The organism is Methylorubrum podarium (genome assembly GCF_022179745.1).
Taxonomy (GTDB): Bacteria; Pseudomonadota; Alphaproteobacteria; order Rhizobiales; family Beijerinckiaceae; genus Methylobacterium; species Methylobacterium podarium.
In genome coordinates this window covers 1-13190 of record NZ_BPRD01000070.1, presented here as the reverse complement: position 1 = coordinate 13190, position 13190 = coordinate 1, and the positions used below count along the sequence as shown (strand labels likewise).

Below are 13190 nucleotides of genomic sequence, written 5' to 3'. Positions count from 1 at the left end.
CTGCTCGACGGCATCTCGAACGGCGTCCAGGCGATCCAGGCCGCCAACCAGGGCATCACCTCGATCCAGAAGCTGATCGACTCGGCCAAGTCCACCGCCAACCAGGCCCTGTCGACCCAGATCACCACGACCGGCACCGCCGCCAACGATTTCGCCACGACTTCCGCCGCTGCCAACGTCACGTTCTTCGTCAACGGCACGAGCAAGACGGCGACCATCGCCTCCACCGACACGATCGACACGGCCATCGCCACGCTGAACACCCAGGCCGGTTCGACGATGTTCTCCAAGGACACGACCGGCAAGAAGATCGTGCTGAACGCCAGCGCGGCGGTCGAGTTCGCGTCGACGGCCGGTCAGACCGCTCTGGGCTTCACGGCCGGCGCGGGCGCCGACACGGCCAACAAGTACGGCACCGGCAACACGGTTGCGGATACCAGCGCCAACCTGACCATCTCGGGCGTGGACACCCGCAAGAAGCTCGCCGAGCAGTACAACAGCCTGCTGACGCAGATCACGCAGCTCGCCAAGGATTCGAGCTTCAACGGCACCAACCTGATCAGCAACGGCGACCCCTCCAACAAGCTGCACATCGCCTTCAACGAGAAGGACACCTCCAACCTCGACGTCCAGGGCCAGGATCTCACGGCCGACGGCCTCGACCTCGACTCGATCACCGGCAATTCCGGTGCGAGCGTGGACGGCAAGGGCAACTTCCTCCTCGACACCAGCATCAAGGGGACGCTGACCAGCCTGAGCTCCGCCTCGGACACCCTGCGCGCGGCGAGCTCGACCTTCGGCTCGAACCTCTCCGTGGTGCAGAACCGTCAGAGCTTCTCGAAGAACCTGATCAACGTGCTCGACACCGGCGCGGCCAACCTGACGAACGCCGACCTCAACCTCGAGGCGGCCAACTCCCAGGCGCTCTCGACCCGCCAGTCGCTGGGCATCTCGGCGCTGTCGCTCGCCAACCAGGCGCAGCAGAGCATCCTCCAGCTCCTGCGCTGATCACGTCATCTGAGACGGAGCGCGCCATACAAGAAACGGCCGGGACCTTGTCCCGGCCGTTTTCTCATTTCAAAATCGAAGAATCTGGGCCTGGGAAAGGATCGTTAACGCTACGGCAACCCGAGATGTGGTCAATTAACCCTAATGCCGGTTCGGTATCGATCTGAACGGGGTTGTTACCCATGTCTTCCAGCGTCACGCTTTCCGCCGCCACCCGCCAGAACCTGCTCTCGCTGCAGGACACCGCGGGCCTGACCGCCACCACCCAGAATCGTCTGGCGACGGGCCTCAAGGTCTCGTCCGCCCTCGACAACCCGGTCAACTTCTTCACGGCGCAGTCCTTCGGCAGCCGCTCGGGCGATCTCGGCTCGCTGCTCGACTCGATCTCGAACGGCATCCAGACGATCCAGGCTGCCAACCAGGGCATCACCTCGATCCAGAAGCTGATCGACTCGGCGAAATCCACCGCCAACCAGGCGCTGTCGACGCAGATCACCACGACCGGCACCGCCGCCAACGATTTCGCCGCCAACACCTCGGCGGCGACCAGCGTCGTCTTCTACGTCAACGGCACGAGCAAGACGGCGACCATCGCCTCGAGCTCGACGATCGACGCGGCCATCACCCAGCTCAACACCCAGGCCGGCTCGACGATGTTCTCCAAGGACACGACCGGCAAGAAGATCGTGCTGAACGCCAGCGCGGCGGTCGAGTTCGCATCGACGACCGGCCAGACGGCGCTGGGCTTCACGGCCGGAGGGGGCGCCGACACGGCCAACAAGTACGGCACCGGCAACACGGCCGCGAGCAACAGCGCCAACCTGACCATCTCGGGGGTGGAGACGCGCAACAAGCTCGCCGAGCAGTACAACAGCCTGCTGATCCAGATCACGCAGCTCGCCAAGGATTCGAGCTTCAACGGCGTGAACCTGATCAGCAACGGCGACGCCTCCAACAAGCTGCACATCGCCTTCAACGAGCGCGACACCGCCAACCTCGACGTCCAGGGCCAGGATCTCACGGCCGACGGCCTCGACCTCGATCCCATCACCGGCAATTCCGGTGCGACCGCGAACGGCCAGGGCAACTTCCTGCTCGACACCGACATCAAGGGGACGCTGACCAGCCTGACCGGCGCCTCGGACACCCTGCGCACGGCGAGCTCGACCTTCGGCTCGAACCTCTCCGTGGTGCAGAACCGGCAGGACTTCACCAAGCGGCTCGTCAACATCCTCGATACCGGCGCGGCGAACCTGACCAACGCTGACCTCAACGAGGAGGCGGCCAACTCCCAGGCGCTCTCGACCCGTCAGTCGCTGGGCATCTCGGCGCTGTCGCTCGCCAACCAGGCGCAGCAGGGCATCCTCCAGCTCCTGCGCTGATCGGCGGCATCGATCGCCGCAGGCGGGCGGGTTTCGGGGGCGATCGCGCGAGCGGTCGCCCTTTTCGTCGTGCGGGCCCCCGCGTCCGCACGGGCGGGCGACGCATCCCCACCCCCGTGTCCGCCCCATGGCGTCCGGGCGCGCGCGTCCATAAATCAGCCGCGTTGTGCGCCGCTTGATCGGCGCCGACACGCTGCCCCTCGCGTGTCGGCCGGGGTCCCCGAACGTTCGATGAACGCCATCTTGATCAAGCTGTTCGCGACCGCGCTGACCCTGTCCCAGGTCACGACGCGGCCCGACGCGGTGCGGACCCAGTTCGACCCTGCCAAGGACGGCGCGGAGGTCGTGGCGATCCTGCGCGACGGCTGCGCCCACATGCGCAAGTCCTTCGACATCGAGGACATCAACCTCGACGAGCTGATCTCCACCGCCATGGAGGATCCGACGGCGGTGGCGGGCGACAACGCGCCCAAGATCCTGCACGGGCTCGACCTGACCGAGCTGAACACGAGCTACAAGCAGTTCTGCAAGGGCGAGAACCCGGCCAATTCCCCCTTCGAGGCGGGGGCGGTGATCGCCTTCTACAACAACGCCGTGAAGGACCTGCCCTCGGCCGAAGCCCTGCGCGACATCAAGCTCCCCAGCGCCAGCGTGATCCTCGACGGGGCGGGCAAGCCGTTCTCCGAGACCTTCGATGCCCGCGGCCGGCGCCTCGTGGTGCCGATCGGCACGGTGCCGGACCTCGTGCAGAAGGCCTTCGTCGCGGCCGAGGACAAGCGTTTCTACCAGCACCACGGCATCGACGAGCGCGGGGTGATCCGCGCCTTCGTCGGCAACCTCGCCTCGCCGGGGCGCCCGGCCGGCGGCTCCACCATCACGCAACAGGTGGTGAAGAACCTGTCGGTGGGCGACGACGTCACCTACGAGCGCAAGATCCGCGAGATGATCGTGGCCTCGCGGCTGGAGAAGCTCCAGACCAAGCCGCAGATCCTCGGGCTCTACCTCAACGGGATCTATCTCGGCCGCGGCGCCTACGGCATCGAGATGGCGGCGCGGAGCTGGTTCGGGAAGTCGGTGGGCGCGCTCACCCTGCCCGAGGCCGCCCTGCTCGCCGGCCTGCCGAAGGGCCCGAACTACTACAGCCCCGACAAGTATCCCGAACGGGCGCGGGAGCGCCGCGCCTACGTGCTCAGCCGGATGAAGGAAGAGGGCACGATCACCGAGGCGCAGATGAACACGGCGATGGCCTCCGACCTCGGCATCAAGCCGCCGGACGCCGCGCGCCAGGATTCCGGCTTCTACCTCGTCGATCACGTGGCCCGCGAGGCGCGGACCTTCGCCGGGCTCGAATCGCTCACCAACGCGAGCTACACCGTGCGCGCCACGGTGAATGCCGGTTTGCAGTCGGCGCTCGAAGGTGCGCTGCAGGAAGGGCTCGCGACCTACGAGCGCGGCACCGGCCGCGCCCGCTACGAGGGGCCTGAGCTGAATCTGGCCGAGGCCGTGAAGCGCATCGAGGCCGCCGCGCCCGCGCCGGAACCCGCCGCCGAGCCGGTGCCGCCCCCCGAGACGAAGAAGGGGAGCCGGAAGGCGGCCGCGAAGGCGCCGGCCAAGCCCGCGGTGCAGCCCGCGTGGCAGCGCGCGCTCGTCTCCGCCCGGCCGCAGCTCTACGACGTGCGCTGGCCCCTCGCGGTGGTGCTCCAGACGGGGAAGAACGGAACCAAGGTCGGCCTGCCCGACGGTCGGGTCGCCAGCCTGGAGGCCGGCCCGGCACGGGGAAAGCTTCAGCTCTACGACGCGGTGCGGGTGCGCCTGCGCGAGGGCAAAGGCAGCCCGCGCGCCGACCTGCGGGTGCGTCCGACCGTGCAGGGCGCCGCCCTCGTGCTGGAGAACCGCACCGGAAAGATCCTGGCGATGAGCGGGGGCTTCTCCTATCCCCTGAGCCAGCTCAACCGGGTGACGCAGACCGTGCGCCAGCCGGGCTCGACCCTGAAGCCGCTGACCTACCTCGCCGCGCTGAACGCGGGGATGCAGCCCAACACCCTGGTGATGGATTCCGCCGTGACCCTGCCGCCGATTGGCGGGATCGGCGATTCCTGGTCGCCCAAGAATTACGACGGCGGCGGCTCCGGCGCGACGACGATCCGGCGCGGGCTCGAATTCTCCAAGAACCTCGTCACCGCCCGCCTGCTCCAGGGCGGCATCGCGGCCAAGGCGCCCGACAGCCTGCAGCGGGTCTGCGATATCGCGCTCGAAGCCCAGCTCTACGCCGAGTGCGAGCGCTACTATCCCTTCGTGCTCGGCGCCCAGCCGGTGCGGATGATCGATCTGGCGAGCTTCTACGCGGCCATCGCCAACGAGGGGGCGCGCCCGAGCGCCTACGCGCTGGAGGCGATCGAGCGCGACGGCAAGCCGGTCTACAGCCACCCCGACAAGGCACCGGTGCGGATCGGTTCGGCCGACCGGGTCGCGTTCTACCAGCTCAAGACCATGCTCCAGGGCGTGACCCAGCACGGCACCGCCGCGGCGCTCGCCGGCATCTCGCCCTACGTCGCGGGCAAGACCGGCACCTCGGAGAACGAGAACGACGCGTGGTTTGCCGGCTTCTCGAACGAGATCACCGTGGTGGTCTGGGTCGGCTACGACAACGCCGACGGCGTGCGCCGGACGCTGGGCCGCGGCCAGACCGGCGGTCACGTCTCTGTGCCGATCGCGCGATCCATCTTCCAGGCGGCCTGGGCCAACGGCGTGCCGCGCACCCCGCTGGCGCCGCCCTCGCCGGAGGCGAAGGCGCTCATCGCCGACCTGCCGATCGAGCCGCGGAGCGGCCAGCGCGTCGCGGGCGGCGGCTTCGTCGAGCATTTCCGGCTCAAGGACGGCCGCGTCGCCGACACGCAATACGCGCTGGTGCCCCGTGAGACGCTCTACGCCATGCGCCCCGACGCGGAGGACGGCGATGTCGGCAATGCCGAGGACGGGGCGGACGTCGCCGGCGACCTCTTCGGCAATTTGCCGGGCGGGCGCCGCGACAGCGGCGATCCCTTCGCCCAGAGGCGTAGCGCCGACACGGAATCCGATCGGAGCGCCGATCCCTGGGGTCTGCGCCGCGACCGGCGGGACGAGCCGCAGGCCTGGCCCGGCCGCGACCGCTACGGGCAGGTCAACCCGGTGCCGTTCGGCTCGCCCTTCGACGACGACGGCGACACGCGCCGCCGCCAGCGCCGCCGCGATCCCGATTACCTGTTCGGCGAAGACCCCGGCTACTGACGCGCCGCCCTTCGCCGCTCTCCCCCCATCGACGCATCCGAGGTCCGCTTTGCCCAGGCAGTTTCCGGCCGCCCTCCTCGTCGCGCTCGCGGTGGCCGTGCCGGCCCGGGCGCAGGAGACGGCAAAAGATCTCCCGAAGCCCGCCGCCCTGGTCTCCGACCGGGTCAGGGACGTCCCGGCCCTGGCGCCGGGCGACGCCGCGAGCCTCAAGCCCGGAACGGTGCTGTTCAGCGACCGCCGCGAGGCCGCCTCGACCAATCCGGAGAGCGGGCTGATCGCCTTCGACGCGTGGCGCAAGAGCCGGCCGCAGGAGGCGGCGGCGCTGAGCCCCTGGCCCGGCTACACCGAGCCCGAATACACCCAGACCGTGAACGGCGTCGCCAAGCAGCGCCACGAGGCGCTGAAGGTCTACATCGCGGAAGGGCGCTTCGTCGTGGCCAAGCCGCCCTCCGCCATCGACCTCTCGGCCTTCGCCAATCTCGATTTCCTGGCCAGGATGGATCCGGTGATCCGCCACAAGCGGCTCGAGCCGGCGGAGGCGATGCCGACCAAGGACCCCGCCGCCGCCTTCGCGAAGCGGCCGGACCGGCCCTGGTGCGGGGCGGGGGGCGTCTGCATCGAGTCGCGCTACGACCTCGAAGGCAAGCTGCCGCTCGGCGTGAAGCTCGCCAACAAGCTCGAACTCGGCAGCTCGAAAAGGATAGCGGAGTTCGTCTCGTTCCAGAGCGAACTGCGGGTGCTGCCGCCGGCCGAGGCCGCGGGTCTCGCCGCGCTCACCAAGATCGACACCCCCGTGGCGGGCGGGCTCGAACAGACGATCTTCTGGGTCAACCAGATCCTGCGCTTCGGCAAGTTCCTGGCGGTGATGCAGCCCGCCCCCGACGACCCGAACCGGACCGTGGTGACGACCTACATGGCGCTGGCCATCAAGGCGGACGTGCTGGAGCGCAAGCAGGAATATGCCCGCGTGCCGGTGCTCAAGAACCTGCTGCCGGTGCAGGTGCTGATGGGCAATTCCTCGTTCAACACCGGAACCTCGATCAGCGCCGGCGTGCCGACCTACGCCCGCAACCGCATCGTCGCCTTCGCCGACGCCCTGGCGAAGCGCTGACCCACGTCCGCGGGCGTCATCCAGTCCTCACAAACCTGTGCCCAATGTCACTCGTGTCGCCGATAGGGCACAGACATTCGCTGGTATATTGGATAAAGTTCTTCGACTCGTTCCTGAGACCGCGAGTCACCTCAGCCGGCGCGCCCTTGATGGGCGCGCCGCTTTTTCTTGTGGGCGCCCCTACGGGCTCCCCGGCCCCCTGGCGAGGCCGGCCAGGGTGAACAGGTCCACCGAGAACTTGGCACCGACCACGAGGGTGTCGGGGATGTTCTTCGGGGAGTACGGGAAGCGGGTCTGATCCGGGTTGACGATGTACTGCAGGTTCGGCGTCAGCCGGATCGCGGGCGTGACCTGGATGCCGTAATTCAGCTCCATCATGATCTGCTGCCTCGGGATCCTGCGGAACAGGCCGAGCGAGGCCTGGGCCGCCTCGATGTTGCCGAGCGCCAGCGGGCTGAAGGCCTGCGTGTTGATGACGAAGCCCACCGTGTCGTAGGGCCGGCCCGCGAAGGTGCCGGTCTGGAGCGCGCCGATCTCCAGGAAGTAATCCTCGACCAGGCGGCCCCCCGTGCCCGCCATCGCGACGCCGAACAGGGTCAGGCCCTGGATGCCCTTCGGATCAGGCCGCCACACCATCTGGTCGAAGCGGGCGTAGATTCCGGAGCGGCCGAACCGGGTCGCGGGGGAGAGCCCGGTGAGCACGGCGCGCCCGCCCGCCATGTCGCGCACGGGATCGGAATAATCGGAGCGGTCGATCCAACCGCCGATGCCGTAGTTGCGGGGCAGTTCGTCGTTGGCGAAGGTCGTCGAGTAGCCGAGTTCGAACGGCACGATGGCCCCGGTCGCCCCCTTGGTCGAGAAGTCGAGGCCGTTGTCGCCGGGCTGCTGATGCAGCGGGTTCACCTCGTAGGCGCCGACGTGAAAGAACACCGTGTCGGTCAGCCACGCCTTGGCGTGCCCGCCCCAGCTCGCCACCGGCCAGAAGGTGAAGTTCGAGGTCTTGAATACGAAGGTCGGGTTGCCGCAGGCGGAGTTCGTCTGGAAGTTGCAGTAGATCGGCGAGTTGAGGAAGGCGATGTTCGCCACCAAGCGTCCGACCTCGATGTCGAGCCGGTTGTCGAACAGCTTCTGCTGATAGGAGAGCAGCGTCAGCCGGGTGGTCTGGCCGCCGCCGTAGATCTCCTGAACACTCGTGTTGTTGCCGATGGCGTCCTGGGCGAGGCTGCGGCCGTGGCGGTTGGTGACCGCGACGTGGAACGAGCCGCCCTCGATCCCGGCGAGTCGGTTGAGGTCGCCGTCGATGCCGAAGAAGACCTGACCGGCCCAGGCCGCCCCCTGGCGGATGCCGCCGACGGGGTTGGCCGCGCCCTGGCCGGTGTAGTTCAGGAGGAACGAGAGGCCGTTGCCGAGGTCGAAGGTGCCGGGCGGCAGGGTCGGGGGCGTCGCGGTCTGGCCGAGCACGTCGGCCGCCGCCGCGGCGCTGCCGTCATTGCCGAAGACCCGGCGGGGCGGGGCGCGCCGCGCGATCCGCCGCAGGGTGGGGCGCCGGACCGTGACCGGCACGCCGGTCCGGGTTCCGGCAAGACCCGGTTGCGCGGGCGGCTCCTGTGCGCCGGCCGGCATCGCTCCGCTGGCGAGCGCCGTGCAGAGGCCGAGTGCGGCCCACGCTGCCTTTCCAGCCTTCATCTCTTCCCCCTCTCGGTGTCTTCCCGGCCTGGTTGGCTGAGCGCGACCGTTGATTTAATCAGAAGTTGTATTTTGCTTCGCAAGTCGCGGCATAGGCCGATCGGCTGCGTTCCCGCGTCTGCCGGGCGGGGCCGGACGCTCCGGCGCCGGCCGCCCGGTCAGGCCGCCCGCTTCTTGAGCAGGCCGACCAGCAGGCCCGTCACCACGGTGCCGGCGGCGAGCGCGATCAGCGCGCCGGTCAGGTTGGTCACCGCGTTCGGGATCGGCAGCACGAACAGGCCGCCATGGGGCACCTTGAGGGTCACGCCCGAGGTCATGGCGATGGCCCCGGCGATCGCCGAACCGGCCACCATGGAGGGGATCACCCGCAGCGGATCGGCGGCGGCGAAGGGGATCGCCCCTTCCGTGATGAAGGCCGCGCCGAGCACCGCCGCCGCGCCGCCGGCCTCGCGCTCCGGCCCGGTGAAGCGGTTCGGGAACAGGCGGGTGGCGAGCGCGATCCCGAGCGGGGGCGTCATGCCGCCGAGCATCACCGCCGCCATCGGCGCATCGACGCCCGACGAGAGCAGCGCCGCCGACGACGCGTAGGCGGCCTTGTTGATCGGCCCGCCCATATCGACGGCCATCATCCCGCCGAGCACGAGGCCGAGGACCAGGGCGCTCGCCCCCTGCATGCCCTTGAGCCACTCGGTGAGCGCGGCGAGCACGGCGGCCACCGGCACGCCGACGACGTAGACCATCAGCAGGCCGGTGATCGCGGTGGCGAGCAGCGGCAGGATCAGGACGGGCTTGAGACCCTCCAGGTTCTTGTGCAGGCGGATGTGCCGGTTGAGGAAGCTCGTCGTGTAGCCGGCAATGAAGCCTGCCGCGATGCCGCCGAGAAAGCCCGCCTGGAGGTTGGCGGCGAGCATGCCGCCGATCATGCCCGGCGCGATGCCGGGCCGGTCGGCGATGGAATAGGCGATGTAGCCGGCGAGCGCCGGGACGATCAGGGCAAACGCCGCCTTGGCGCCGATCTGACCGAGCGCGTAGCCGAGGGTGCCCGCGTTCTCCGGCTTCATCGCGTCGATGCCGCCGAAGGCGAAGGCCAGCGCGATCAGGAGGCCGCCCGCCACCACGAAGGGCAGCATGAAGGACACGCCGGTCATCAGGTGCTTGTAGGCGCCCGCCTTCTTCTCGGCCGCCGCCGGGCGGGCCGGGCCGTCCGCCGTTTCGGGGCCGCCCGCCGCCTGCAGCTGCGCCTCGGCGAGCGCCGTGGCGATCAGACCCTTGCCGTCGCGGATCGCCGCCTTGGTGTTGGTGGCGTAGACCCGTTTGCCGGCAAATCGCGACCGGTCGACGCCGGTATCGGCGGCGATGAGCACGATGTCGGCCGCCGCGATCTCCGGCGCGGTCAGGGCGTCGCGGGCGCCGACGGAGCCTTGCGTCTCGACGCGCACGTCGTGGCCGAGCGCCTGGGCCGCCGCCTGGATGCCCTCGGCCGCCATGAAGGTGTGGGCGATGCCGGTGGGGCAGGAGGTGATCGCCACGATCTTCCTGGGACCGGCCGCCGCGGCGGGGGAGGGGGTGTCCGCTCCGGCGCTCAGGCGGTCGAACACGGCGTTGACGTCGGTCAGCACGTCCTCGATCGCCGCCCGCGCCCGATGGAGCGCGCCGAACCGGCCCTCGCCGAGATCGCCCTCGCCGACGAGCAGCACGGCTTTCGCCCCCGCGATGGCCGCGTCCGAGAGCGGGTTGCCGCTGGCGCCGTTGCCGCGGACTTCGAGGGCGATCGGCGTGTTGCGCCGCCCGGCCGCCTTGCGGAGAGCCTCGGCGGCGAGGACGGCGTGGGTGGAGAGGTCTCCGCCTCCCACCACGGCCAAGAGCTGTGCCATGGGTTTCCTCCCGTAATCTGATTGTTCGATCTCTCGGCCGCTGCATTCCCCTCTCCCCTCTGCGGGAGAGGGTGGCCCCCGAAGGGGGTCGGGTGAGGGGCGGCTCAGGTTCTTCCGGAAGCGTCGCTCCCCTCTCCCGCCCGCTCCGCGGGCACCCTCCCCCGCGGAGGGGGGCGGGTGATGCGCTCCGCGCCTAGCTGACGCGTTCCACCCGGATCTCGCCCGCGAGCGCCTCGATCTCCGCCCGCCCCGGCAGGTTCGCCCCCGTGCGGCTGAGCTTGCCCGCGGCGAAGGCGAGCGCCCGCCGGGCGAGGTCGGGCAGATCCAAGCGGTCGTGCAACCCGGCGACGAGGCCGGCGACGAGGGCGTCGCCCGCCCCAACGGTGCTCGCCACCCGCGTCGGCGGCGGCAGCGCCCGCAGCGCGCCCTCCGACGAGACGAACAGCGCGCCCTCCGCCCCGAGCGAGACGCAGACCAGCGCGATGCCGCCGCGTTGAAGCGCTCGGGCCGCGTCGAGCACGTCGGCGAGCGCGGGAAGCGGGCGCCCGGCCCATTCCTCCAGTTCATGCCGGTTCGGCTTGATCGCGTCGGGCAGCCGGTCCCGGCCGGCGGCGAGCGCCGCGGCGAGCGCCGGGCCGGAGGCGTCGAGGACGACGCAGGCGCCGCGGCGCCTCAGCTCGGCGGTGAGCCGGGCATAGGTGTCCGGACCGAGCGAGCGCGGCAGGCTGCCGGCCAGCACCGCGAGGTCCCCCGCGCCGGTGAGGTCGGCGAGCACCGCGCGCACCGCCTCGACCGTGGAGGGCCCGAATTCGAGCCCCGGCAGGTTGATGTCGGTGGTGTCGCCGGTCGACGCGTCGAGCAGCTTGAGGTTGGTGCGGGTCTCGCCGGGGATCCAGACGAAGCGGTCGTCGATACCCTTGGCCGCGAGAAGCTGCGCGAAGGGCGCGGCGTTGTCCTGGCCGAGCACGCCGGTGGCGGCGACCGGGAGGCCCCAATCGGCGAGGCAGCAGGCGACGTTGACGCCCTTGCCGCCGGCATCGGCCCAGACGGAGCGGGCGCGGTGGACGCTGCCGGGGGTCAGCGCGTCGAGGGTGACGGTCTGGTCGATCGCCGGGTTGAGGGTGAGGGTGACGAGGCGCATCGCTCAGGCTTCCTTGACGGCGCTTTCGGCGGCGGTGTCGAGGGCGCGCACGGCGGCCGCGTCCTCCTGCGCGCAGGCTTGCTCCGCGAGCGCCTTCAGCTCGGAGAGGTCGCAGGCCCGCAGCCGCGCCTTCACGCCGGGCAGGTCGCGGGGCGTCATCGACAGTTCGTGGACGCCGAGCCCCGCGAGCAGGGCGGCGCCGAACGGCTCGCCCGCGATGCCGCCGCAGACGCCGACGAAGCGCCCGTGCCGGGTGGCGCCCTCGCAGGTCAGGCGGATCAGCCGCAGCACCGCCGGGTGGAGCGAATCGGCCTCCGGCGCGAGGTCGGTGTTCTGGCGGTCGATGGCGAGCGTGTACTGGGTGAGGTCGTTGGTGCCGATCGAGAAGAAGTCGCAGTGCCGGGCGAGCACGTCGGCCTGCAAAGCGGCGGCGGGCACCTCGATCATGATGCCGAGCGGCACCTCCGGCGCGCCGACATCCGTCCGGATCGCCTCGCAGATCGCGCGCAGCCGCAGCACCTCGGGGACCGAGGTGATCATCGGCATCATGATCGAGAGCGGCGCGTCCTTGCCCTTGGGCGGATCGGCCGGCAGGTGGTCCTTGGCGGCGCGGTAGAGGGCGCGCAGCTGCGGTTCCATCAGGTCCGGCCGGCGCAGGAGCAGGCGGGCGCCGCGCACGCCGAGGAACGGGTTTTCCTCCCTCGGCAGGTGGAGGTGGGCGACCTGCTTGTCGCCGCCGATGTCGAGGGTGCGCACGATGAGCGGCCGGCCCCCGAGCGCCTTCAGCATCGCCGAGTAGGTCGCGTACTGGTCGTCTTCGGTGGGCGTGTCGCCGCGCTCCAGGAACAGGAACTCGGTGCGCATCAGGCCGACGCCCTCCGCGCCCTGATCCAGGGCCAGCGGCACCTGCTCCGGGTTGTTGACGTTGGCGCCAATGGCGATGCGGTGGCCGTCGCGGGTCTCGGCGGGCTTGGCCCGCTCCCGCGCCTCGGCCTCGGCCTGCGCGCGCTGGCGCGCCTGCCACGCCCGCGCCGAGGCGACGTCCGCCTCGCTGGGATCGAGGTAGAGCCGGCCGGTGCTGCCGTCGAGGATCGCGAGCGTGTGGTTGGCGAGCGCCAGCAGGCCGGGGCCGCCCGCGACCACCGCCGGGATGCCGAGCGTGCGCGCCAGGATCGCGGTGTGCGAGGTCGGCCCGCCCTGGGCGGTGGCCAGCCCGATGACGCGGGCCGGGTCGAGACCGGCGGTGTCGGAGGGGGCGAGGTCGGGCGCGACCAGGATGCAGGGCACGTCCGGCAGGTCGTGGCCGCTCTTCAGCGCCGGGTCGATCTGCGCCAGCACCCGTCGGCCGACGTCGCGCAGATCGGCGGCGCGGGCGGCGAGCACCGGGTTGCCGAGCGCCGAGAGCTGGCCGGCCATCCGCTCCACCGCCGCGTTCCAGGCATAGGCCACGCCGTGGCCCTCGACCATGAGCTGGCAGGCGAGCGTGATCAGGTCGGTGTCCTTGATCAACTCGGCTTGCGCGGAAAAAATCCCGGCATCGGCCTTGCCGAGACGCCGCTCGGTGTCGTCGGCGAGCGCCTTGAGCTGGCCGCCCGTCGTCGCGAGCGCCCGGTGCAGCCGGTCGGCGCCGGAGGTCAGCGGCTCGGGCTCGTCGGGGACGCTGACCTCGGCCGCCGCCAGGACGTGGATCGGGCCGATGGCGATGCCGGGGCTGGCCGCGA

8 protein-coding genes are annotated in these 13190 nt (G+C 70.6%); 4 read left to right on the top strand and 4 right to left on the bottom strand.

Going from position 1 to position 13190, the window contains the following annotated elements:
* The 4 genes from MFF42_RS03850 to MFF42_RS03835 form a co-directional block, all read left to right on the top strand.
* Positions 1 to 1008 (top strand): flagellin (locus tag MFF42_RS03850; protein ID WP_238254569.1); only part of this gene is annotated, 1008 nt, incomplete at its 5' end.
* Positions 1009 to 1190: 182 nt separating this feature from the next.
* Positions 1191 to 2390 carry a flagellin N-terminal helical domain-containing protein gene (locus MFF42_RS03845; protein ID WP_238254568.1) on the top strand — a complete coding sequence of 400 codons (1200 nt, stop codon included), beginning with the start codon at positions 1191 to 1193 and terminating at the stop codon, positions 2388 to 2390.
* Between the two features lie 231 nt (positions 2391 to 2621).
* Positions 2622 to 5657: a penicillin-binding protein 1A gene (locus MFF42_RS03840; protein WP_238254567.1), complete on the top strand. Its 3036-nt coding sequence runs from the start codon at positions 2622 to 2624 to the stop codon at positions 5655 to 5657.
* Positions 5658 to 5706: 49 nt separating this feature from the next.
* Positions 5707 to 6768: a hypothetical protein gene (locus tag MFF42_RS03835; protein WP_238254566.1), complete on the top strand. Its 1062-nt coding sequence runs from the start codon at positions 5707 to 5709 to the stop codon at positions 6766 to 6768.
* Positions 6769 to 6948: 180 nt separating this feature from the next.
* Here the strand turns inward: MFF42_RS03835 and MFF42_RS03830 are convergent, their stop codons facing one another.
* From MFF42_RS03830 to ptsP, 4 genes are all read right to left on the bottom strand, one after another.
* Positions 6949 to 8454, bottom strand: a complete 1506-nt coding sequence (locus MFF42_RS03830) for a carbohydrate porin (RefSeq protein ID WP_238254565.1) — start codon at positions 8452 to 8454, stop codon at positions 6949 to 6951.
* A 158-nt stretch (positions 8455 to 8612) separates the two neighbouring features.
* Complete coding sequence (locus MFF42_RS03825) at positions 8613 to 10328, bottom strand: fructose-specific PTS transporter subunit EIIC (RefSeq protein WP_238254564.1); 1716 nt, start codon at positions 10326 to 10328, stop codon at positions 8613 to 8615.
* Between the two features lie 193 nt (positions 10329 to 10521).
* On the bottom strand, positions 10522 to 11469 hold the full coding sequence (gene pfkB / locus MFF42_RS03820; protein ID WP_238254563.1) for a 1-phosphofructokinase: 948 nt from the start codon (positions 11467 to 11469) through the stop codon (positions 10522 to 10524).
* Positions 11470 to 11472: 3 nt separating this feature from the next.
* Positions 11473 to 13190 (bottom strand): phosphoenolpyruvate--protein phosphotransferase (gene ptsP, locus MFF42_RS03815; protein WP_238254562.1); only part of this gene is annotated, 1718 nt, incomplete at its 5' end.